25 protein-coding genes are annotated in these 21,036 nt (G+C 70.3%); 8 read left to right on the forward strand and 17 right to left on the reverse strand.

Features of this window, described 5'->3' with window-relative positions; genetic code table 11:
• Positions 1–134: 134 nt before the first annotated feature.
• The 17 genes from ACN6LD_RS06120 to ACN6LD_RS06200 form a co-directional block, all read right to left on the reverse strand.
• Positions 135–668, reverse strand: coding sequence for a hypothetical protein (locus ACN6LD_RS06120; protein WP_445034686.1), 534 nt, complete (start codon positions 666–668; stop codon positions 135–137).
• A complete protein-coding gene (locus tag ACN6LD_RS06125; RefSeq protein WP_445034691.1) occupies positions 668–1,420 on the reverse strand; it encodes a glycosyltransferase family 2 protein in 753 nt (250 codons plus the stop codon). Before ACN6LD_RS06125 ends, ACN6LD_RS06120 begins: the two co-directional genes overlap by 1 nt.
• 48 nt (positions 1,421–1,468) lie before the next feature.
• Entirely contained in the window at positions 1,469–2,041 is a 573-nt protein-coding gene (locus tag ACN6LD_RS06130; RefSeq protein WP_445034692.1) for a hypothetical protein, read from the reverse strand.
• Positions 2,042–2,151: 110 nt separating this feature from the next.
• Positions 2,152–2,931 (reverse strand): hypothetical protein, encoded by a 780-nt coding sequence (locus ACN6LD_RS06135; RefSeq protein WP_445034687.1) that lies wholly within the window; start codon positions 2,929–2,931, stop codon positions 2,152–2,154.
• Between the two features lie 303 nt (positions 2,932–3,234).
• Positions 3,235–3,744: a hypothetical protein gene (locus tag ACN6LD_RS06140; RefSeq protein WP_445042646.1), complete on the reverse strand. Its 510-nt coding sequence runs from the start codon at positions 3,742–3,744 to the stop codon at positions 3,235–3,237.
• Positions 3,745–3,902: 158 nt separating this feature from the next.
• Positions 3,903–4,874, reverse strand: a complete 972-nt coding sequence (locus ACN6LD_RS06145; protein ID WP_445037566.1) for a hypothetical protein — start codon at positions 4,872–4,874, stop codon at positions 3,903–3,905.
• Positions 4,858–5,637: a hypothetical protein gene (locus ACN6LD_RS06150; RefSeq protein ID WP_269648195.1), complete on the reverse strand. Its 780-nt coding sequence runs from the start codon at positions 5,635–5,637 to the stop codon at positions 4,858–4,860. The genes ACN6LD_RS06145 and ACN6LD_RS06150 overlap by 17 nt, the downstream gene beginning before the upstream one ends.
• Before the next feature lie 213 nt (positions 5,638–5,850).
• The gene (locus ACN6LD_RS06155) at positions 5,851–6,774 is read right to left on the reverse strand and encodes a hypothetical protein (RefSeq protein ID WP_445042647.1); all 924 of its coding nucleotides are present in this window, start codon (positions 6,772–6,774) and stop codon (positions 5,851–5,853) included.
• Between the two features lie 267 nt (positions 6,775–7,041).
• Entirely contained in the window at positions 7,042–7,608 is a 567-nt protein-coding gene (locus ACN6LD_RS06160) for a hypothetical protein (protein ID WP_445037568.1), read from the reverse strand.
• Positions 7,605–9,131 (reverse strand): VirB4 family type IV secretion system protein, encoded by a 1,527-nt coding sequence (locus ACN6LD_RS06165; RefSeq protein ID WP_445037569.1) that lies wholly within the window; start codon positions 9,129–9,131, stop codon positions 7,605–7,607. Before ACN6LD_RS06165 ends, ACN6LD_RS06160 begins: the two co-directional genes overlap by 4 nt.
• A gap of 28 nt (positions 9,132–9,159) precedes the next feature.
• Positions 9,160–9,621, reverse strand: a complete 462-nt coding sequence (locus tag ACN6LD_RS06170) for a DUF6238 family protein (RefSeq protein ID WP_445037570.1) — start codon at positions 9,619–9,621, stop codon at positions 9,160–9,162.
• A gap of 94 nt (positions 9,622–9,715) precedes the next feature.
• Positions 9,716–11,188 (reverse strand): SCO6880 family protein, encoded by a 1,473-nt coding sequence (locus tag ACN6LD_RS06175; protein WP_445042648.1) that lies wholly within the window; start codon positions 11,186–11,188, stop codon positions 9,716–9,718.
• A gap of 80 nt (positions 11,189–11,268) precedes the next feature.
• Positions 11,269–12,639 (reverse strand): SCO6881 family protein, encoded by a 1,371-nt coding sequence (locus ACN6LD_RS06180; RefSeq protein WP_445042649.1) that lies wholly within the window; start codon positions 12,637–12,639, stop codon positions 11,269–11,271.
• 36 nt (positions 12,640–12,675) lie between these two features.
• Entirely contained in the window at positions 12,676–13,362 is a 687-nt protein-coding gene (locus ACN6LD_RS06185; protein WP_445037873.1) for a hypothetical protein, read from the reverse strand.
• Positions 13,362–13,670 carry a DUF6112 family protein gene (locus tag ACN6LD_RS06190; protein ID WP_061334899.1) on the reverse strand — a complete coding sequence of 103 codons (309 nt, stop codon included), beginning with the start codon at positions 13,668–13,670 and terminating at the stop codon, positions 13,362–13,364. The genes ACN6LD_RS06185 and ACN6LD_RS06190 overlap by 1 nt, the downstream gene beginning before the upstream one ends.
• A 244-nt stretch (positions 13,671–13,914) precedes the next feature.
• Complete coding sequence (locus ACN6LD_RS06195; RefSeq protein ID WP_269648189.1) at positions 13,915–14,283, reverse strand: hypothetical protein; 369 nt, start codon at positions 14,281–14,283, stop codon at positions 13,915–13,917.
• Between the two features lie 73 nt (positions 14,284–14,356).
• Positions 14,357–15,490, reverse strand: coding sequence for a C40 family peptidase (locus ACN6LD_RS06200; protein WP_445037872.1), 1,134 nt, complete (start codon positions 15,488–15,490; stop codon positions 14,357–14,359).
• 514 nt (positions 15,491–16,004) lie between these two features.
• Between ACN6LD_RS06200 and ACN6LD_RS06205 the strand changes: the two genes are divergently transcribed.
• The 8 genes from ACN6LD_RS06205 (at position 16,005) to ACN6LD_RS06240 (ending at position 21,026) form a co-directional block, all read left to right on the forward strand.
• The gene (locus ACN6LD_RS06205) at positions 16,005–16,760 is read left to right on the forward strand and encodes a DNA-methyltransferase (protein ID WP_445037870.1); all 756 of its coding nucleotides are present in this window, start codon (positions 16,005–16,007) and stop codon (positions 16,758–16,760) included.
• A 239-nt stretch (positions 16,761–16,999) separates the two neighbouring features.
• Positions 17,000–17,539, forward strand: coding sequence for a DUF4913 domain-containing protein (locus tag ACN6LD_RS06210; protein WP_061334896.1), 540 nt, complete (start codon positions 17,000–17,002; stop codon positions 17,537–17,539).
• Positions 17,536–18,021 (forward strand): hypothetical protein, encoded by a 486-nt coding sequence (locus ACN6LD_RS06215; RefSeq protein ID WP_445035500.1) that lies wholly within the window; start codon positions 17,536–17,538, stop codon positions 18,019–18,021. Before ACN6LD_RS06210 ends, ACN6LD_RS06215 begins: the two co-directional genes overlap by 4 nt.
• An 18-nt stretch (positions 18,022–18,039) precedes the next feature.
• Complete coding sequence (locus ACN6LD_RS06220) at positions 18,040–18,738, forward strand: hypothetical protein (protein ID WP_445035499.1); 699 nt, start codon at positions 18,040–18,042, stop codon at positions 18,736–18,738.
• 17 nt (positions 18,739–18,755) lie between these two features.
• Positions 18,756–19,505, forward strand: a complete 750-nt coding sequence (locus ACN6LD_RS06225) for a hypothetical protein (RefSeq protein WP_445035498.1) — start codon at positions 18,756–18,758, stop codon at positions 19,503–19,505.
• A gap of 181 nt (positions 19,506–19,686) precedes the next feature.
• The gene (locus ACN6LD_RS06230) at positions 19,687–20,001 is read left to right on the forward strand and encodes an SH3 domain-containing protein (RefSeq protein WP_269648208.1); all 315 of its coding nucleotides are present in this window, start codon (positions 19,687–19,689) and stop codon (positions 19,999–20,001) included.
• Positions 20,002–20,103: 102 nt separating this feature from the next.
• Positions 20,104–20,586 carry a hypothetical protein gene (locus ACN6LD_RS06235; protein WP_445035497.1) on the forward strand — a complete coding sequence of 161 codons (483 nt, stop codon included), beginning with the start codon at positions 20,104–20,106 and terminating at the stop codon, positions 20,584–20,586.
• Positions 20,583–21,026, forward strand: coding sequence for a hypothetical protein (locus tag ACN6LD_RS06240; RefSeq protein ID WP_445035496.1), 444 nt, complete (start codon positions 20,583–20,585; stop codon positions 21,024–21,026). Before ACN6LD_RS06235 ends, ACN6LD_RS06240 begins: the two co-directional genes overlap by 4 nt.
• Positions 21,027–21,036: the final 10 nt, after the last annotated feature.

Consider the following 21,036-nt stretch of genomic DNA (forward strand, 5'->3'; position numbering starts at 1 on the left):
GCCTGGTCCAAGGCTGTGTTGGCCCACTGGTACTGATCGCCGTGGGCGATGGTGGCCAGGGCGGCGGCGCGGCTGTAGGCGAGCCGGATCTCGGCAAGGGGGTTCGGGGGCATCCCGTGGTCTGCTGGCGTCGTTCAGTGGCGGTTCGGCTGCCGTGACTGGGCGGCGGCAGCTGGCTGGGCCCGTGGGCCGGTCGTGCGCGGTGTGGACGGCCCAGACGGTGCCGGGGTGGAGGCCGCGCGCAGGGCCGCGGCGGTGTGGCGCAGGCGTGCGCGGGCCGCGACGTACCTCTCGGCCGTCATGATCCGCAGGACTTCAGGGTCGTTGCGCAGAGGCGAGTGGGCGAGGTCCTCCACGGCCTCGCGCTGGAAGCCGGTCGTGGCGTAGGTCAGGGCTTCGGCGAGTGTGTCCAGACCTCGCGTGATACCGGCGGCGGCCCGGGCGAGCTGGACCAGGGCGACGCGTTCGGGCGGGTAGACCGTCTGCGGTGTGGTGAACCGTTCCTGCGCGTGTTCGATGGTGTGCTGCAGATGGTGGGCCAGCACGCCGATGTCGTCGGTGAGCGTGATCAGGTCGACGGCTTCGGGGCTGGTGGGGAATGAGGCGGCCAGTTCCTCCAGACGCCTGGCCAGATAGACGAATGTGGCCGGAGTGACGGAGGAAGACATCAGACCACCCCCGCCGCAGTGCTTGTCTCCCGGGCGCGGAGGGCGGCTCGCAGGCTGCCTCCGTAGTTCCACGCATGCCGCCGAGCCTCCGGCTCCAGGACGGCATAGGCATCCTGGCGGGTCATCTGGCCAGGGTGTTTGCGGTACCGGTAGACCGGCAGGGGAAGCAGGATCCCGGGGGCGAGGCTGGTGACGCCGAGGGCGGCGCAGTAGTCCTCGCCCTGGACGAGCCCGCCCATCGGAGCGGCGCGCACCAGGTCGGTGCGGGCGAGGAGCGTGGTCGGCCCGATGGGGATGGTTTCCGCCGGTGACTTCCAGTACGTCCACACGTCGCCGGCCTCGTGCCGGCCGGGCGGGGCGGGGCATCGCCACAGGGTGGTCGAGCCGTCGGGGTGCCGGTCCTCGCTCCATCCCGCACACCAGCCGACCCCCGTCGATTCCAGGATACTCAGCCGTACGGACATGGCGTCGTCGGTGAACTCATCATCGTCATCTGCCCAGTTGGTGTACCGGGTGCGGACATGGGCGAGGGCCAGGTTCCGGGCGCAGGCGGCGCCGACCGGGCGCGGCAGAGCAACCGTGCGGACGCGGGAGTCCTGCGCGAGCGGGTCGGGCAGGCGGTCCGGCGAGGCACCGTCGAGCGCGATCACGGCCTCCCACGGCACGGACTGCCGGGTGAGGCTGGCGTGCATGGCGGTCAGGTAGTCGAGCCGGTCTTCGCGCAGGCGGCTGGCGATGACGACGGTGATCAGGGGCAGGGCGTGCGAGGGCAGGGGAGGCTCCGGGAAGACGAGAGTGAACTAGCGGCGCGTGGCGGGACGCGGGGCGTGGGCCTTCGCCGGGGATGTAGCGGGAGCGCCCGGGGACGGCGTGCTGCGCGATGCCCGGATAACCGGTGCGGGGTCGAGGGAGGACCAGGCCGCCGGGTGGTCGTTGAAGGCGGTGCGCGGGTCGATGGCCCAATCCACGACCGGGCCGATGTCCTCGTGGAGGAGGCTGATCACCTCGATGCCCTCCTTGTGCAGGATGTACCCCCACTGCATGTCCTGCTCGTCTGCGGTCTCGTCGGTGACCGACATGCGCCGCGGCGGGGAGCCGTCCGGGGTGATCAGGTGGTCGAGGGTGCGGCTGGGCAACTGCTCGCCGCCGGTCAGCGCGGCCACGAGCGAGGGCGGGGCGCCGTCGAGGAGGTCGGTGCCCAGCTCGTCCCAGCCGACGGCGACGTCGTCGATGAGGTGACGGGACATGGCTTCCACGTCGCGTCCGAACTTGTACTGGTAGGCGGCCAGGAGCAGCGGCAGGTGGTGGCTGGGTACGCCGTCGAGCTGGACGTGGATGCCGCTGTATCCCGTGCCGGTGGTGGGGCGGGCGATGAAGGATCGTGTGGACAGGGAGTTCTCCGGATCGAGCAAGGAAGCGGGGACGTCGGGCGGCCATCAGGGCGCGCGGCGCGTCAGGGGTGGTGCGTTTACACGCGGTCCGGTCAGGAGGCAACCGGGGGGCCGGAGGCGTCGGTGCGGGCGCAGGTATAACCGATCAGTCGGGACGTCTCGGCCTTCGCGGGGACGATGGCGGCGTCGTTACACACGAACGTGTACGTGATGGAGGTGCGGGGCACGTCGTGGAGCCAGGCCCGGTCGTCCTTGCCGGGGTTGATCTGCAGGCCGGAGTGCGCGACGGCGTCGGTCTGGGTGTGCGTGTGGGAGAAGAGGATCAACGCGCCGCCGTCGGTGGTCTTGAGGGCGTAGGCGTCCTTGTAGCGGTTGGCGGCGCCGGCGAAGACGGTGGTGCCCTGGTTCCCGTAGCGGGTGCCGGTCTTGGCGTGAACCTCGATCTGCCGTTTGCTTGCCTTGGTCGGCGCGAAGACCTTCGTCCCGGTGTCCGTGCCTCCGGTGGCGAAGTTGTCGAGCACGGCTGCGCGTAGCAGGTCGGCGTCCGCTGCCAGCTGCTTGTTGCCGGCGGCGGGAACGGCCGTCGCGTACCCGTCCCGGTCAAGGGCGATGTCCGGCAGCTTCTGGCTGTCCAGGTCGACGACGGAGACCATCTCCCAGCGCTTGTGCTGGGGGCGTTCGGCGAACACTGCCAGACGCGAGGGTGCCTTGCCCTTCTGCTCCGAGAGCGCGGCGGCGAACCAGCGGTCCTGCCCCGCTTCCAGGCGCGGGATGTACAGCTCGGCGTTTGCCGAGTCGTAGGACCACGGCTTGTACGGCTTGCGGTCCGCTGCGGGAAGCCCTTCGATCTCGGTGTAGTCCGAGATGGACATCGCGTACAGCGGGCCGTCCTCGACCGTGTCGAGCAGGCGCCGGTCGCGGTCGGTGTTGGCCTCGTTGTTGATCTTGGAGTAGTGGGAGATCTGGGCGAGGGCCTCCTTCGTCGTCAGCGCCGGCTCGGCGGTCGGGGTGGGGGAGGCGCTGCTGCGGGTGGCCCTGGCTGTGGTGTCGGCGTCCGGGCTGCCGGAAGTGGCGCAGGCGGACGCGGTCAGCGCGACGGATACGGCAGTGAGCAGGAGGGCGGTGCGGCGTGCGGAGGTGTGCCGGGGAATCAGGAGGCTCCGGGAAATAGCGGGTTAGCGGGTACGGGATGCGGTGGCGGATGCCGTCGGCGGGGACGGCGCGGTCACGGCCGGTGCCGCCCGTGTATCGGCGGCGGCACGTAGTTGCTTCGCGGCGCGGGCGAGGCAGGTGCGGCTCTCACCGAGCCGGTCCACGAGACCCGGGTACGTGGAGGCGATCGCCCGGGTGCGGGTAGGACTAGGTGCTTGGTGGGTGAGGTCGGCGAGGAGGCCGAGGTGGTGCACGGCCGAGCCGAGGGCGGCGAGCGCGGCACTGGTGGGCTCGGCCGCTTGGGCGAGCGCGAGCGTGGTGCGGCGGTGGGTGGCCGTGACGCGGGTCGGGTAGCGGGCGGCGGCCCGGTGGCGGAAGGCGCTCTCGCCGACGAGGTAGGTCAGCAGGCTGGCCAGGTGGCGGACTTCGTCGTCCAGGATCTCGCTCAGGGCCGGGTCCGGTTGGATCTGGTCGGGGAGCGGGAGGTGGTCGGCCACGGCGTTGAGCCGGTCGGCCACGTCGTGCAGCAGCATCCGCTGGTCAGGATCGGACAGCGGGAACTCCAGGAGGGGTGGGGGCGTCTACCGCCGTGCTGAGGACGGCGTGCTCGCCGTCGGCTGTATGCCGGGCGCTGCTGTGGGCGGGCGGGTCGGTGGGCCCTCGGAGGCGGACAGATCGGTGCGGGACGCGGTCATGGTTTCCTGAGGCGCCGGGCGGCCTGGCGGTAGCGGGGCAGGAGCCGCCGGGAGACCGTGTGCGCGGCGCGGACTGCCTCGGCGGGGACTGCGATCGCGTGCGGGGCGTTGTCGTCGCCGAAGTAGTCGTGGGTGATGCCGTGCAGGGATAGCGCGCCGACGAGAACCTGCCCGCGGTGCAGCGGGCGGTCGATCACGACGAGCTCGAGGCGGTTGGGGCCGGTGAGGATCGCGGCGCGGGGAACGCGGAATTGCATCCAGGCACTGGCCAAAGACGCGTTGTCCCACAGGTCGTCGAAGAAGTCGAGCTGGCTGTCCGGATCGGCGAAGTCGGTGATGCAGGAAACCCATTCGCCGGGCAGACGGTGACACAGGCCGTGGGCGAGGGACTCCAGATCGCTGCCGGAGGTGGAGATGCGGACGGCCTCACGCTGTGAACGGCGGTACTCCCGTTGCTGGTTGTCGCGCCACAGGTCTTCGACGCGCTTGCCCGCAGCGGGAGAACCGGCGTCCGCGAAGATGCGGGGCAGGTGGTATTCCACGCCGATGCCTTGTCGGTCGGCATCGGCGAGGAACCGCGTGAGGCGGGCCGGAACGTCGTGGTCGTACCTGTCGTGGATCAGGATGGAGCCGAAGACGCCACGTGGGCGCCAGAAGCCGTGGTCGGTAAGGAGGGTGTGGGCTGCAGCGGGGGCGTCGTTGCTGGTGAGAGCGATGACACCGATCTGGTCGTGATCGCCGAGGCTAATGGCGGGCGTGGGCTTGTCTGCAGGTCCGTCAGTGTCGAACAACGCCAGGCTCGTGCGAGTGGAGTTGATGTCGGACGATGAGGCTCCGGCCGGTGACCCGCCATCGTCCGGGACGTGGCCGGTGTGGTCGAGCAGTTCGAGGGGCTCGGAGGTACTGCGCAGTTCGAGGTTCTGCTGCTGCGACCGGTGCGGCGTCGACTGTTCAGCGGGTTCTGGCACGGGGACCTCGTGGTGTCGGGAGGGCGGGGGCTACATCGCTTGTCGCCGTGGGCGGGTATTTCTTCGATCTCAGGGCAGCCTCGTGACCTGGCGGTACACGTCGTCGGAGGTCTGCTCGCGGAGGCGGAGTCGTCGACGGAGCGTCGGGGGCGGCGAAGGGGTGTGTGCCGCCGATGAGGGAGGGGCGGCCATCGAGTTCGTCGAGCCAGGTCAGGAGTTTGGGCAGGTTCTTGTCGGGCCCGAACGCGAGGTAGGTGCCGTCGGCACTGTCGCAGCCGAACCACTCGGCTATCCCCAGCCTGATCCGGGAGTTGACGCGGCCCATGTGCACGCCTTTGCCGCGGGCCTTCGCCTCGCGGGCCAGCCGTTCGGCGACGGGGCCGAGTTTCCACTCGGTCGATCCGGCCAGGAACAGGACGTCGAAGTCGTCCCAGGGCAGCAGCCCGGGTGTATCGCAGCCGTCCTGGGCCGCGTAGGCCGCGGGCACGCCGAGTTCGCGGATGCGGGCCAGCCACGGCAGGGACTCGGTGAGGGTGCCGGCGGCGTCGAACGGCTGGTCCGGGGCGAGCGCCCACAGGCAGCGATCCGGCCCGTACCGTTCAACGGTCCGGTGCAGCCAGGCGAACCATGCTTGGGCTCCGGGCCAGTAGCGGCCCTTGCCGTCGCTGCCGAACTTGGAGTTGTCACAGGCATACAGCGCACCCTCGGGGATCCGACTGCCTTGCGCCGGGGTGGTCATACAGCCGATGCGTCCGGCGCTCATCGCAGCCCGAATCTCAGGCCCCGAGGGAGTGCCGAGATAGCGCACCGTGTACCTCCCCGGAGGCGACGCCGACCGCCGTCCGGGCCACCTGCCTGCCGGGCGGAAGTCCACGACGTGGGGCCTGCGGCTGGTGGACCTCGCCATTTCGGGAAGGCGGCACATTCCTGGTCTTTGATCCGGGCGAGGGCGCAGTGAGTGTCGGGTGTGCCTGGTTCACCGGGTGCGGCCGGGCACGGGGGTGGTCGCCGTCGGTGGCCCCGGGCTCGGGCCCGGCGGGAGACCGGCCCGGGTGGTCCGGCGCGCGGGGGCCAGGGCACGCATGCGGTCGACAGCGGTGTGCAGGTCCTCGCCGAGACTGCGCAGGGTGGTCGCCGCGTCCTGAAGGTCGTAGTGGAGGTCGAATCCGTCGTCCTGCTCGGATTCCTTGGCCCTTTCCGCGGCTGCTTCGAAGAACTCGCCGAGCCGTTCCAGCAGGCCACTGGTGGGGTCCAGGATCTGCTGCAGCAGGGCGGCGGCGTCCGCAGGTGACTCGGTGGCGTTGAGCCGGTCGGTGAGAGCGAGGAGTACGTCGCCGTAGACGTAGACGAAGGTGCGGTCCGCGTTGCCGGAGACGTCCGCGGGCTCGGGGGTGCGGAGCGCCGGCTCGGCTGCGGACACGGGCGTACGGGCGGTGGGCGAGGAGGGAGTTGGCAGCAGTCCGAGCTGATCGAGGCGATGGTCGATCGCCTCGATCAGGGGCTGGGCGCTGCCGCCGTGCCGGGCTTCGGGCCGCTGGGGTGCACCGGGGTCGTCGGAGGGCGCCGAGTCGTAGAGGACCTCGGACAGCGACGGGTTGTCGGGGTGCTCGTGGGTCGCGATCCAGCCCTCCGGATTTCCCGGAGGGCGGTCGGAGGGGGGCTCCTGCGGCGGACCGATGATCAGGTGACTGCCGTCGGGGAGGGATACGCGCACGATGTAGGCGCTGAGGCCGAACTCGATGTCGCACTCCAGCCCGCGCTCTCGCAGTGGCGTGGTGATGTGCGCGTGGCGGCGCCACAGCTCCTGCCACCACGGCGTGTCCACGTTGCGGTGGTCGGGAAGCGGTGCGAGCGCAGCCGCGCGGCGGGCCTCTGGAGTGTTCTCCTGGTCAGCGGCCACGGTTCCTCCTGCGGGAGGCCGGCGTGCGGTGGGGCGGAGGTATCCGGCGAGCGGGGTCGGCTTCCGGGTTCGGCACCGGACTGAAATCGAGTTCGTACTCGTCGTAGGCGGCGATCAGGTCGTGTTCCATCTGGGCTTCGCGTTCGGCAACTTGTGCGATGAGGTCGTCGTGCTCGGCCTGGCAGTGCTGGTAGTCGGCCCAGTCGGCGTCGCTGAGGTGGGCGGGGCGGTTCAGAGGGCTCCTTGAAAGGGTGGGGCCGGTCCGGGTCAGCGGTGGCGACCGCGCGGTTTGGGCGGCGGTACCGGGCCCTGGCGGTGGGATGGCGTGAGGAAGAAGCGGTGGAAGTCGAGGTGGTCGGTGAGTTCCTGGACTGCGTCACCGAGCGCCTGTGCCGCGCGCCGCAGACAGGAACGCGCCGTCGCGTGTTCGACGACCATGCGGTTGTCCCGGAAGCTTCTGTCGTTCTCGCTGTGCGGCCGGGGCGGTGAGAGCGCGGTCTGTGCGGTCTCGGCGAAGTGCGGTACGGCCTGGCTCGACAGGGTGACCGCCGACGCCAGATGGGCGAGGATGGCGCTGCCGACACGGTTCGCACTGGAGGTGGTCCGGGCGAAGTCCGAGGTCAGCTGGACGACATCACGGGCGAGAGACTGTGCGCCGGCGACGTGCTGGAGAAGCGCGGTGTAGGACGGCGAGGCCGGGACGTGACCGGTGTCGTCCAGCAGCTCCCACTGCTCGAACGCGCCGGAGAGTTTGCCCCTCACGGCGTTGAGCGCGTCGATGAGGTGGAGGGTGGTGGCGCGCGGGATCAGTTCACGCCGGATATCAGGTTTCATGAGTCTTTTGCAGCTTTTGTACGCATTCGGGCGTCGGTGTCGAAGAGTGCCAGCTCGTACGCGTGCAGGAGGTGCTGCACGATGAAAGATCGTCCGGCGACTTTCCACAGGCCACGCCCTCGGTTGAGGTGGGCGATGGCGTCCATTTCGACGGAGGTCAGGCCGAGAAGCGAGGCGGCGGCGTGGAGTTGGTCGGTCTCCTGGCGGTAGATGATGCGGGTTGAGCAGTCGGCGAGGAGGCCCTCGGCCAAGGCCCGGCCTTGTGATCCGGCGTCGCCGGCGGTGAGCAGGTCGGACAGCCGGTGGATCACCATGAGGTTGGCGATGCCGAGGCCGCGGCTGAGCTTCCACTGGGCCTGCATGCGCTGCAGCAGGCCGACGTGCCGCATCAGCCGCCACGCCTCGTCGTACACGATCCAGCGCCGGCCGCCGGACGGGTCGGAGAGGGCGGATTCCATCCAGGCGCTCGCGCAGGTCATCGCCAGGACGAGGGCGGTGTCGTCGCCGGATCCGCCGAGACGGGAGAGGTCGATGGTGAGCATGGGCGCGTTCGGGTCGAAGGCGACGGTGGAGGGGGCGTCGAACATGCCGGCCAGATCACCGTGGACGAGGCGGCGCATGGCGTGGGCCAGGTCGCGTGCGGCGTCGCCGAGTTGGCCCGACATCATCCCGGCGGCCTCGTCGAGCGCACTGGGGTTGTTGAGGGTGGCGGCGACATCGCCGAGCAGCGGGGTGCGGCCAGTGTGGACGGCGCGGGTGACGACGGCGTCGAGGGCGACGTCAAGGGCGGTGTGCTCCATGGGCATCAGGTCCCGGCCCAGGACCGTCCGGGCCAGGGAGCCGAGCAGGAGCAGGCGCCGTTTGCGGATCTCGCCGACCCAGTCGGCCTCGGAGACGCTCTCGGGTCGCGGGGCCGCGTCCAGGGGGTTCAGCCGTCCGGGCAGTCCGGGGCCGAGAGCGACGGACCGGCCACCGAGGGCTTGTGCCACCGGCGTCCATTCGCCCTTCGGGTCGCACGGGACGTAGACGCGGTATCCGAAGGCCACCGAACGCAGCGCGAAGGACTTGGCGAGTGCGCTCTTGCCCTGGCCGATGACCCCGGCGAGAAGGAGGTTGGGGTTGGTGAATCCCTCGACCTTGCCGTACAGCGCGAACGGATCGAAGACGAAGGACGCTTCCGCGTGGACGTCGCGGCCGATGTAGATGCCCTCGGCGCCGAGTCCGCCTTCGGCGAGGAAGGGATAGGCACCGGCCGCGACCGCGGTGGTCATGCGGTGGGCGGGCAGTTTCAGCCGGTTCCCCCGCGCGGAGGCGGGTCCGGGACGTCCGTTCGCCGGGTAGAGCGCGGTGGGCATCTCGTGCGCGGCGGACGTGCTCTCGCTCTGGTGGGCACTGGCTTTAGCGCGGGCCTTGGCGGTGGCCTCGGCGAGCTGGCGACGGGCGGCCTTGCGGCTGGCGCGGTCGGTGCCGTGGGGGGTGAAGAGCGGGCTGGCGGAGGCGTGGCGGGCGGGCCGGTGGTTCATCGGTGGCCCTCGTTTCTGCGGGTAGTGCTCATCGCACGGAGGCTGTCGTGTGCGGGCGGAGGTCGGTGAGGGTGGTCTTGCGGCGGATGCTGTGTCCGGCGGCGAGGTGGCGCTGGCAGATCGTGAGCACGGGCGGTCCCTCGGGCAGCCGCTCTGGATGGCATGCGCTCGACTCAGCTTCTGCTGCGGTGTCGTTGGGCAGAAGGTGGAAGGCGGAGTGGACCTCGCTGGTGGCCTGCCAGAGGCGGGTGTGCGCGGTGGCGAGGCGGCGGCCGGCGGCGGGGTGCGCAGGCCGGGTGTTTTCGGCGAGCCGGTCCAGGAGCTGGTGCAGGGCGGTGAGGTGGGCGTGCAGCACATCAAGGTGTAGCCGGTCCGCCCGCTGGGGCGGGTTGGTGGCCGACGGTGCCAGGGCCCGGGTGTGGTGGCGGACTCCGGCGCTCGCAGCGCGGAGGTAGGGGTGCGCGTCGTCCGGACGCGTGGGAGCGGTCAAAGGTGGTGGTCCTTCCTGCCGGCAGGCAGGGGCGGTGACGGATGATCGAAGAGCGGCGGGCGCCACGGCGCTGACCGGCGGGGACGGGCCCGGCTCACAGGGCGGTCCGGGCGAGCGGGAGCGCGGTGAGGGCGAAGGCGTCCGGCTGCTGGTAGTTGAGCCGTCGCAGATCGACCCCGGAGGTGACGGCGTGGGTCTCGACCTGTGCGCAGGCGGCGTCCAGGAGGGCGTCGGTCTCGGCGGTGACGGTGACCAGGCCGGTCAGGGCCACGTCGGCATGTCCGGCGATGAGCTGGCGCTCACGCTGCTTGACGTCGGCGTACTCGACGGAGTCTTCCTCGCTGTCGACCTGCCCCCGGCGGGCCCTCTCGTTGGCGTCGGCGATGATCGCCGCCTTCTTCCGCTGGACGTCTCGCAGCGCGGACTCGAGTCCCTGCGGCACGTATATAAGGGAGAGGCTGCGCCGCACGCCGGCCGTGAACATGATCCCGTGCAGGAACCCGGCCCCCATCTCCGTCCTCGGCCAGTTCTCCACCCAGTACGTCGCGTGCCGTGCGCTGTCGGTGGCGAGCCGGTCGTACTCCTCGAACTGGACGACGGGCCCGGCGGCTGCGGGATCGGCCTCGGCGCGGCCGGTCTCGGACCACTGCTGGAGGGCGGCGAGCGCCTCTGGGTCGTAGGCGGTGCGGATGACGGCGGCGATCTCCCTCGCGGTCAGCCATCCGGTGACCTGGAGTCCGGCGTTGCGCGCGGCCTGGGCGATGGATGCGCTGGTCTGCTCCATGACGGTGAACGCGCCGGGCAGCCCTCCGCCAGCCTGGTTGATCAGGCGCCGGGCGGCCTTGAGGTCGAGGGAGATGGCGAGGTAGGTCTCGTGCGGGGCGGCGGCAGGGCCGGCAGAGGAGACCAGCTCGGAGTAGATCTGTCCGGCGACGGGAGTCTGGGGCTGTCCGTTGTGGGTCCAGTGGCGGGTGAGGGTGTCGCCCGAGTCGGGGACGGTGCGTTCCAGCACCTGCACAGTGGCGACGTGCCCGGTGCGGGCGATGCCCGCAAGCGCGCGTCCCCAGCTGCTCACGTTGTGGTTCTGGGCGGCGGGGTCGAGGAGGGCGAAGGCGCGGCTGGTGACGCGGGCGATGGCGGTCAGGGTCTGCTGTTGCGGGTCGTGGATGGCCGCGGCGCCGTTGGCGGAGTCGCCGGGGGTGACCACCTTGAGGGAGGCGGTGGTGCCGGGCAGGTGGAGGATGCCGTCCTGCCGGGGCCGGGTGACGGGCCGGGAGAGCCAGAGGGTCTGGCCGGTGCGGCGGCGGTGTGCGTAGCGGGCGACGATTGGCGCCCAGTCGATGAGGGAGCGGCCGTGCCGGCGGATTGTGACGAGCGCACCGGATGCCGCCCACAGCGGGGCCAGGGCGACGGCGCCGAGCAGTCCGGTGGAGATCACCGTCATCAGCAGTAGCGCCAGTGTGCAGGAGACGAGGATGAGTTGGGGCAGGGAGAGGCCGAGGAGGATGCCGCGGCGGGACCGGTGAGGGAACTTCACCGTGACCGGGGCGACGGAGAGATCAGTCAAGGGGCGGGTCCTGGAGACGCGGGGGAACCCGAGGGCGGGAGGTGCAGCGCACGTCCCGCCCCCGGTGGACGGGCAGGGGATCAGAGGCCGGTCGGCGGCGGAGGTGAGGCCGACCCGCTGGACGTGGCGTTCTGTGAGCTGGAGGGCGGTGCGCCCTGCGGTGGCGCGGTGGTGGTCGGCGGCGCGGACTGCCATCCGCTGCCCTGGCCGGAGGCGGCGTTCGCTCCGGGCCCGCCCGGCCCTGGGCTGCCGCCCACTTGGCCGCTGGTGTCGTCGGACACGCTCGTCGGCGCGGGCTGGACGGCTTTCTCCAGACCGGACTTGACCGCGTCGCCACCGGGCGAGATGCCCGTTCCGCCGTCCTGCGAACCTTCCTTGTCCCCTCCGCCGCCGGTCGGGTTGGCGGCGACGTCGCCGGGGAAACCGCCACTGCCAGCGGCGTCGGGCCCCTGCGGTGCGGTGCCTGCTCCGGCGGCAGCGCCACCGGTTCCGGCAGTGGCCGCAGCCGCGGCGGCCTTACGGGCGGCGTTCTCGGCATGCGCCTTGGCGATCTGCGCTCCGGCGCCACCGGCACGGTGGATGGACTCGCCGTCGGTCCCGTCGGCCGCCCAGTGCACGAACTTGAAGACGGCGTAGGGGCACAGCAGCACCAGGATCATGATCACGATGCCGGACATGACGTCGGCCAGAGCGGCGATGCCGTCCTTGGCCTCGGTTTTGCCCATGGCGGCGATACCGAGGATGAAGATCACGGTCATCAGGAGCTTGGAGACGACGAGGGTGGCGGTGGCCTCGATCCAGCCCTTGCGCCAGCGCCGCGCGACCTCCCACCCGCCGCCGGCGGACGCGAAGACAGCCAGCGTGACCATGACGAGGATGCCGACCTTGCGGACCATCATCACGCACCAGTAGAGGAAGGCACCGACGGCGGCACCAAGGCCGGCGACAACCGCAACGAGCCAGCCCATCCCGGACAGGCCCGCGATCTGGTTGACCTTTACGATGCGTCGCACGGCTGACTCGATGTTCAGGTGGGCGGTCTTGAACAGGCCGTCGCTGACGGCATCGACCACTTCGACGGCGACCGTGGTGAAGGCGATGGCGCAGAAGGCGAACAGGACGCCGCTCATGGTGCCGGTGAACGCTTGTGCCAGGGCTTGTCCGTCGCGTCGGATGGCGGCCCGGACCAGCTGTGCGCAGAATGTGGCGACCAGCAGGACCAGGCCGAGAGGCAGCAGCATCTCGTAGTTGTCGACGAACCACGACGCGTTGAGGTCGACCTTCGTGGTGGTGTTGACGGCCTCGGCGGCCAGATCGGCTGCGGCGGCGGCCAGTTCACCGGCGGACTTCGCCATCCAGTCACCGATGGCCTTGCCGGGGTCCGAGGCGAAATCGACTGCGTCGCCGACGGCGCACAGCTTGTCTGCCAGGGGGAAATCACAGAAACCCACGAGGAGTTACTCCTCCTTTCTCGTCTCAGGCGCGGGTCACTGCGTGACGCTCGGGGCGATGGCGGCCAGGGTGCAGTCGTGATTCGGGCGGCACTGGACGGCGAGGGTCACGGCCCGTTCCTCGGCTCCGCCGCCGCCCTTTTTCCAGGCGATCTGCTGCGTGCCGTTGACGGTGACGACGTAGATGTACGCCTCGGTGATCGCGGACGGGTCATCGGCCAGTGCCTGCTTGAAAGCGGAGGGGTAGTGGCCCTCGGTGACGCTGGCGGTGGCGTGCTGGTCCTGGTCGGCCATCCGCGACCACAGCACCGGATCGGGCACCTGGCCAGAGACAGAGGCCCAGTCGGCGTACTTGGTCTCCGTGGTCATCCAGGCGCGCATGCCGGCGAGTTGTTGGTCGCGGCTGGTGTCGCGGGTGTCGTAGGACCACAGCATCTGGGCCGCCGCCTTGGCGTAGGCGACCGGTTCGGCGACCTGCGGAGGCTGGGACACCGGCCCGGATCCGGAGGAAGGCTTGGGGGCGGCCTCGGAGGAGGACGGGCTGCCACTCGGGGTAGGCGCGGCGGTGTCCGGGGCCTGGTGGCCGTTGCCGCCGCCGGTCAGCAGGGCGACGATCCCGGCGACGGCGAGCAGGACTGCGACGGCGGAGGCGACGATCGCGATGCGCCGGTTGGCCGACCAGCCACTGCCATACGACGACAGGGAGGGGAGTCGTTTCTTCATCAGTGCACCTGCGACCCGAGGGTCGAGAAGAACGCGACGATGCCGTTCGCGGCGCCCAGGCCCAGGGCGGCGCCCGCGGCCACGACCGCGCCCTTCTTCCCGTTGGCCTCGGCCTGGTGGCCGCCCGTGTGGTGTCCCCAAGCCCACACGCCGAGCGACACAGCGAGGGCGCCGACGACGGCGATGATGCCGAACAGGTTGATCGAGTTGACGACGTTCTTCAGCACGCTCAGGCCGGGCAGGCCACCGCCCGACGGCGTGATGCCGGGATCGTAGGCCAGGTACTGCACGGTTTCGAGTAGGGGCAAGGAAGCTCCTTGGGCGCGCCGAAATTTGGCGCGCGGGAATCACAGAAGGAAAGGGAGGAACGAGGCAGCGCCTCGTAGAAAGGGAGGGCAGACACCGTGGAGGCACGGGCTGGCCGGGCGGCGTCCGCGAAGAGACGGCATCGCTCGCACGAGGACGCAGCAGGTGCCGCGCCGAGGCTGCGGACCGAGCCGGTGCTCCCGGCGAAGGCGCCGGCTCAGGGGCCGAACCGGCAGTGGAAGACCCCTACTTCGGGATCGGCGGCTTCGGAGCGGGGTTGGTCTTGTACGGGTTCGCGCAGTTGTAGATCATGTAACCGCGGCCGATTTTCTTGCCGTCCGACTTCCGGGTGACGGTGCCGCGCGTGTACCAGGTCTTCTCGGCCTTCTTGTAGACCCACTGGTCGTAGACGACCTTGTCGTGCCTGTAGCCGATGCCCAAGACCGTGGACGTCTTCGACGGTGCCTTGCGCACCTTGACCGCACTACAGCTGATGGTGGTGGTGCCGGTGTCGTACGCCTGTGCTGCGGTGGCGGTGGCCAGGCCGCCGGCGGCGACGGCCAGGCCCACAGAGGCTGCCGCGAGGGCACGCTGGGCGCGGTGGCGGGTTATCAAGAAGATGCTCCGTACTGTTGGGGGAATCTCGGTCAGAGATGGTGCGCCGGGGCCCCTTGCGCCCCGGCCGGTGTCACCGGACGCGGCGGACGGCAAGAATCGTCCAGTCCTCGATCGGAGTGATCCGGACCGGCTTGGTGGTGCGCGGCGCCTCGATCACGAGGCCCTCGCCCATGTACATGCCGACGTGCTCAGGGCGGGCGGCAATGCCGCGGCTGAAGATCAGGTCGCCGGGCTTGAGTTGAGCTGGCGAGACCGCCTTGCCCTCGTTGACCTGCGTATACGTGGTGCGGGTGAGCGTGACGCCTGCATGTGCGTACGCCTGCTGCATGAGGCTGGAGCAGTCGCAGCGGCCCATGGGGTCGGGGCCGTGAGCGTTGGTGCAGGTGCCGCCCCACTGGTAAAGCGTGCCGAGCTGGTGCATAGCCCACTCGATGGCCTTGCGTGCCTTCGGATCGGCGTCCTTCGGGATCGCGTAGCCCTTCGGGACGCTTCCCTCGGGGATACGGCCGAAGCCGGAACCGTCCTGGCCCGGAGCACAGCCGCTCGTGCCGGTCGATGCTTGCTCGCCCTGGTCTGCGTCCTTGTTGTCCGCGTCGGTGCCGCCGCCCGGGAAGGTCTTGGCGATGGCATCCTGCAGCGCGGTGGCCAGGCTCTCCCACTGCGCATACGCGTCGGGGTAGGCGGATCTCTGCACGGCTTGGGCGGCCTGGGCGACGGTCATCTGCTGCCAGCCGCTTACCTTGAGCAAGTGCTTGTAGAACTGCTCGGAGGCGTAGACCGGATCGCGGATCTGCTGGGCACTGCCCCAGCCCTGGGAGGGACGCTGCTGGAACAGGCCGAGCGAGTCCCGGTCCCCGTAGTTGAGGTTGCGCAGCCGGCTCTCCTGCATCGCGGTGGCGAGCGCGATGATCTGTCCCTTCCTGGGGACGTCGAGCGAGAGGCCGGCGGCCACGATCGTCGCCGCGTTGGGGACTTGTTCGGCGGGCAGGTCCAGGCCCTCGACGTGGACGCTCTTGCCGGATGCGCCGTCGAGAATCTTGGTGACCTGCTCGGCGACCTCGTCGGTGTCGATGTCGGTGAGGCAGCTGCTGAAGGAGCTGCTGCTCTGCACGGCGTCGGCGGAGGAGGCCAGCATCATGCCGGTGCCGGCGATCAGGATCGGGGAGAGGAAGACGACGCCGATGCCGGCGGCGAGCGCCTTCAACCGGAGCGGATCGCTCGCCGGTCAGGGCTTTCGGGCGTGGGTGGGTGGCGAGACGTCATGAGCGTGTCCTTCGGGGTGCAGTGTCCGGCCGTGCCGCGTGCGCGAGGCGTGATGGGAAGGGCGCGGCGGCCGGGGTGGGCGATCAAGGCGGGCCGGTGTGGGCGAGTTGCCGCTCGCTCCGCGTGGCCGGGCCGTGAGCTAGGTGTGCCGGGGCAAGGGGGCACCTCCGTGAGGTGGGGCAGGGGAGTAGCCAGCGGCGGTGTGCGCCGGGCGGTTCAAAAACAGTAGGCCCAGATCGGCGGTTGACCAAAAAACTGGCGTGAGGTATCGGAATCCGGCACCTCACGCCAGCTTTTTGGTCGTCGGCGTTTTCGCCTCTACAGTTTTTGGACTCCCCCCTCGCCTTCCTCGGTCTGTGGCCCTGGGCTTCTGCATGCCCACTTCCGGCCCGCGAGGATTTCTGTGCGAGGCGGTGAGTTCCTCCGCGATTCCGCACCCGAATAGGGGTTCCTCTTTGCCTTTTTCCCTGCACCAGGGCGACGCCCTCAGCGTTCTCGCCGGCCTTCCGGACGGCTGCGTCGACTCCGTCATCACCGATCCGCCGTACAACTCGGGCGGTAGGACCGCGAAGGAGCGCACCACCCGCTCCGCGAAGCAGAAGTACACCTCCGCCGACGCCCAGCACACCCTGCCGGACTTCACCGGCGAGAACATGGACCAGCGCAGCTACGGGTTCTGGCTGACGCAGATCATGACCGAAGCCCACCGCCTCACCAAGACCGGCGGGACCGCTCTGCTGTTCACCGACTGGCGCCAACTCCCGATCACGACGGATGCGATCCAGGCGGCAGGGTGGCTGTGGCGCGGGGTACTGGCCTGGCACAAGCCGCAGGCCAGGCCCCAGAAGGGCCGGTTCACCCAGAACTGTGAATTCATCGTCTGGGCCAGCAAGGGGGCGATCGACGGCTCCCGGAACCCCGTCTATCTGCCCGGCATGTACTCGGCCTCGCAGCCCTCGGGGGCGAAGCGTCAGCACATCACGCAGAAGCCCGTCGAGGTGATGCGCGAGCTGGTCAAGATCAGTCCTGAGAGCGGTACGGTGCTCGACTTCTGTGCCGGCTCCGGCTCCACGGGCGTGGCCGCCCTGCTGGAAGGCAGGGACTTCATCGGCGTGGAGAAGACCGAGCACTACGCGGCGATCGCGGCTGACCGGCTCACCGAGACGATCCGCGAGACCCTCACGCAAGACGACGTGGTTCTCACCGCCTGAGCCGCGAGCGCGCTTCCCGTCAAGGCGACCAGCTCCCTAGTGGCAATCCGGCGAAGTGGACTTGTCACCCGTCGGCGGTCCGAGCATTGCCGCTTCCGTCTTCCTTACATTCCGCGTCTCGTAGGAGGCCCAACTTCTTCATGCCCGAACCCATAAAACCCCCTGACGATGGGGAGTTGGAGCCGGTACGCATTCCCGATCCACAGCTGGAAGGAATCGAGGCGAGCGTCCGACGGCTCATGGAGCAGTCGGCGCAACAGGCGCAGCAACTCGACCACCTCGCGTCCGCCCCTGAGCCGAGCGGATCGCCGTTCGCCGCGTTCGGCATGCCGGGGCTCGGCGGGCCGCCTGCCGCCGCTCCGCCGGAGCCCCGCCCGATCCTGGAACTCGACGGGGAGGAACGCGAAGACGAACTCGACGCCTTGTCGGACTGGATCGACGACTTCTTCCTCCCGGTGTACGGGGCGGAGGTCACCACCGCAGCGCCCTGGTGCCTGCAGTGGCAGGAGCACGACGACGTCGTGGCCTGGCTCCACGCCCTGTGGCTCGCCTACCAGCAACACAAGGACCCCGAAGCCGGATTGAGCGGCCTGTTCGTGTGGCACCGGGACTTCCTCACCCACGCCCTTGCGGCCGTCCGCGCACCGGGCGGGCCGCTGTCGGCCTGCATGACCTCTCCCGACCGGCCCGCGCACCGTCTTCTGCCCGGCCCGCCGCCGTCCGCGCGCACGGAGACGGCGGCGGCGGAAGCCGACGGGCCCGCAGAGCCGACGTCATGACCGCGGGACAGGGACAGCCCGCCTTCGGACTGAGCTTCGACCCCCGCGCGCTGACCGATCTCCTCCAAGCCCCCAGCGATATCCGCGACCTCACCCTCGCCTACCTGCAAGAAGTCGTGAACGCACAGCGCTTCGGACTGCGCCTCGACGGTGACCTGGAGGGCTACCGAAAGCTCTTCGTGGACTCGCGCAAGGACTGGCGCGTCGTCTACGGCGTCCGCCCGGCCCCCGCGGAGTCCGCGCACCCAAAGGAGATCCACGTCGTCGCCATCCGGCCGCGTGCGGGCAACGACGTCTACGACGAGGTCGGCCGCCGCCTGGGGATGACCCGCCGGCCGCTGAGCGCCCGCACCCACGCGGCCCGCTCTCGCTCCCCGCAGCTGACCACCCGCACTCCCGCGCCCCGGCCCGGTCCACCGTCCACCGCAACGCCGGGTCTGCCCCGCCCCGCACACAACCCCGCGCACCACCACACCCGCTGAACGCACGGAACCTCGCCTATGCCCCCTGAACCCGCGCCGACACCAGCCCGGCGTGTGGTCTCCCCGCTCGACCACCGCCTCGAAGCCGCCACCGGCCACGACATCGACACCCTGTGGGCCTACCGCGACCGCGGCATCCTCGACGAGCCACACGCCCACCTGGTCGACCGACACCGCGAGCTGGCCAAGACCCAGACCGGCGTCACCTTCTACCTCCGCCTCCTGAACCGCCTTTCCAGCGGCGAGTTCGACATCAACGACGCCCTGTTCACGCGCATCCACCGCACCGTGGACCAACTGGAGGAGGCCGCCGACGCACGGAACGCCGCCGCCGGGAAGGTACTCGCCGCCCTGGAGCCCATCGAGGCCGCCGCAGCGGCCCCGGCGCCCGAAGCGCAGCCACTCGCGACGGACGACCACGCCGCGCTGCTTGCCATCGCCGGCGGCGCCAAGCTCCACGAACACCTGCTGACCGGCCGGATGTCCGTCACAGCCGCCTCCGGTACCCGCATCCCACACGCCAAGCTGCAGCGACTGGAGGACGCCGGCCTGGTCGTGAGGGATACCGACCACCCCGTGCACGCCGGCCAGCCGGTCGCACTCACCGACGCCGGACGCGCCGCGCTGTTCGCCGCCCGTCGGACCCCCACGACACGGGCACCCACGCTCCCGGCTCGCCCCGGCACGTCGCCGTCCACGCCAGTGCAGCGGCGCTGAACTCCACCGAAAGGCCCTTGTTGCCACCTACCGAACCGGCGCCAGCCCGGAAGCCCATCCCCCAAGTCGACTTCGAGCTGGACGACTTCGATGCCGACGAGGAGATGTACCTCGACTTCTACCGCCAGGTCGCCGTCCACGAGGACATGCTCGTCCCCCTCGCCGCACACCACACTCCCAACGGCGCGCACAGCTACTACGTCCTCTTCGACCGCACCGCCACCTGGGGACACCCTGGTATGCCGCAGCTGCTCGCCGTGCATCTGCAACGGGACCGAGAGAAGCGGACGTTCACCTTCGAGCAGGCCGCCATGCCGCTGCCCGCGATGGCGCAGTCCTGGCTCGTCCACCGCGGCTGCCCGCAGGACGCCATCGGCCTCGACCCCGAGGTGGGTCCACCGCCGGCAGACGAGGCGACCAGTGCGCTGGAGCGACGCCTCGCGGGCGACGGCGACCACTACGCCATGGGCTACTCCTACACCCGCGACGACCCGGACGACATGGTCACCGTCGTGGCACTGCGCGCCCTGGACGAGCGAGCCCCCAGCCCGTTCCGCGTCGTGGTCGAGGAGGTCGACACCGACGCGTGGACGCACACCCTGCGCGAGGGCGGCTTCGACACCGTGGGCGAAGCCCTGCAGTGGTGCGACGACCGGCTTACCGGCGAGGCCGGCCCCATGCCGCCGGTCCGCCCGGCAGCCGCAGCCAGCCGCCCGGCCGTCCTGCCGAAGGCCCCTGCTCCACGCCCGCCCGGCCGCTCGCGCTGAGCGCCAAAGCCGACGCTGGCGGCGCAACATAGCCGACGATCGCCGGTTAGCCAAACCGGCGATTCTCCGGACTCTTATACAGCCGCCGGGACAACTCCCGCGGCGCCATTCCACGCAATCCCTATGCCTTCACGGAGGTTTCTTCCGCATGCGCTCCACACGAATTGCCATATCCGTGGCGATGCTCGGCACGCTCGCCCTGCCGGTGCTCTGCGCCACCACCGCCAGTGCGGCACCCGCCGCGGTAACTGCGGCCCCCGCGAGCAGCTGTTCGTCCCTGCCTCCGCTGCCGTACAAGGTCCACGCGTCGGCTGTGACCATCCGGTCCAAGGCCACCACGAAGTCCACCGCGCTCGGCGTGCTTTACAAGAGCCACAAGTTCACCGTGCACAAGAAGAGCGGCAACTGGCTCTACATCACGGACAGATCGACCGGCGTCAAGGGCTGGGTGTCCGGAACCTACGTCTACCGCGATACCCGTATGTGCCTGGACTGACAGGTATTCAGCAGGTGCCCGTAAGCGGCTGAGTCGCTGGGTAAGGCCGCCCCCTCGCATTCCCCCCCAGGCACCGGTCTTTCTAGAAAAGGAGTTTCTCTTTTGGCCGACGGCATATCCGATGAGGCTGAGGATGTCGTGGGCGTGCTCACCGAACGGATCGAAGCGCGCTTCGCCATGGACATGGACCAGTTGAAGGCCGCGGTCGCCGCCGCGCCGACCGTGAACCCTGACGCCGCCGACGTCGTCAAGTGGCACGGCCTTCTCGTCGAGGCCCAGTCCCTGCTCGAGCGCGCGGAGGACGACCTCCTCGCCGCGCTGGAAACCCAGCCCAGCGAGGTCGACGACCCGACGATGGGCCTTGCCCACAGCGTGAACGCGGCTGTCACCGCACGCGACGGCCGGGCCCTGGTCGTGCGGTGGCTCCTCGACCCGGACGCTCCGGGCAAGAAGGACCTCGCCGCCGAACGGCTCGCCCGCCTTCGCCCCCGAACCGGGCCCGCGGTGCAGACCAGCGCTCCCCACCGACCCGCGGGTACACCCGCGCCGGCGTCGGCGGGGCGGACAGGAAGGCCCGTCCGTTGAGGAGGGTCAAGTCCAGCACGATGGACGGCGACCTGCAGAAAGTCTTCGGGAGCCCCGTTTCGAAGCTGTACGAGGCGGCAGTGGGCCACGATGCCTCTCCCGCCCTCGCCCGTGCCCTGGAACTGCGTTCCTTTCTGGCTCTGACCGAGGAGCAGGTCGCCCGCGTCCGCGACCGCGTGTGCGCGGACATGGATCCGGACCGCGACATGGGCGAGCTGTCGGCCGACAAGCTCCGCTTCGACGCGCAGTGGCTGGAGGCGGCGCTGGACGCCCGCGACGGCTACCGCGCCGCCCTCGGCGAGCTGCTGCGCACCATGCCTCCACCCGACCAGCGGGCCCGTCCCATCCGAACGGCACAACTCAGGGTCACCACAGCCCTACCCCCGTCCGCCGCCCCGGCACCTCAGCGTGCCAGGGCGGCCCGGGCCCGCCGACCGTGAAAGCCCCCGC

It is taken from the genome of Streptomyces sp. SAS_272 (assembly GCF_052543235.1).

Coding starts and splice junctions, on each gene's coding strand:
- ACN6LD_RS06120 (WP_445034686.1), bottom strand. CDS start 668: ATGTCTTCCTCCGTCACTCCGGCCACATTCGTCTATCTGGCCAGGCGT.
- ACN6LD_RS06135 (WP_445034687.1), bottom strand. CDS start 2,931: ATGTCCATCTCGGACTACACCGAGATCGAAGGGCTTCCCGCAGCGGAC.
- ACN6LD_RS06140 (WP_445042646.1), bottom strand. CDS start 3,744: ATGCTGCTGCACGACGTGGCCGACCGGCTCAACGCCGTGGCCGACCAC.
- ACN6LD_RS06150 (WP_269648195.1), bottom strand. CDS start 5,637: ATGAGCGCCGGACGCATCGGCTGTATGACCACCCCGGCGCAAGGCAGT.
- ACN6LD_RS06160 (WP_445037568.1), bottom strand. CDS start 7,608: ATGAAACCTGATATCCGGCGTGAACTGATCCCGCGCGCCACCACCCTC.
- ACN6LD_RS06165 (WP_445037569.1), bottom strand. CDS start 9,131: ATGAACCACCGGCCCGCCCGCCACGCCTCCGCCAGCCCGCTCTTCACC.
- ACN6LD_RS06185 (WP_445037873.1), bottom strand. CDS start 13,362: ATGAAGAAACGACTCCCCTCCCTGTCGTCGTATGGCAGTGGCTGGTCG.
- ACN6LD_RS06210 (WP_061334896.1), top strand. CDS start 17,000: ATGGAGCAGTCGGCGCAACAGGCGCAGCAACTCGACCACCTCGCGTCC.
- ACN6LD_RS06215 (WP_445035500.1), top strand. CDS start 17,536: ATGACCGCGGGACAGGGACAGCCCGCCTTCGGACTGAGCTTCGACCCC.
- ACN6LD_RS06220 (WP_445035499.1), top strand. CDS start 18,040: ATGCCCCCTGAACCCGCGCCGACACCAGCCCGGCGTGTGGTCTCCCCG.
- ACN6LD_RS06230 (WP_269648208.1), top strand. CDS start 19,687: ATGCTCGGCACGCTCGCCCTGCCGGTGCTCTGCGCCACCACCGCCAGT.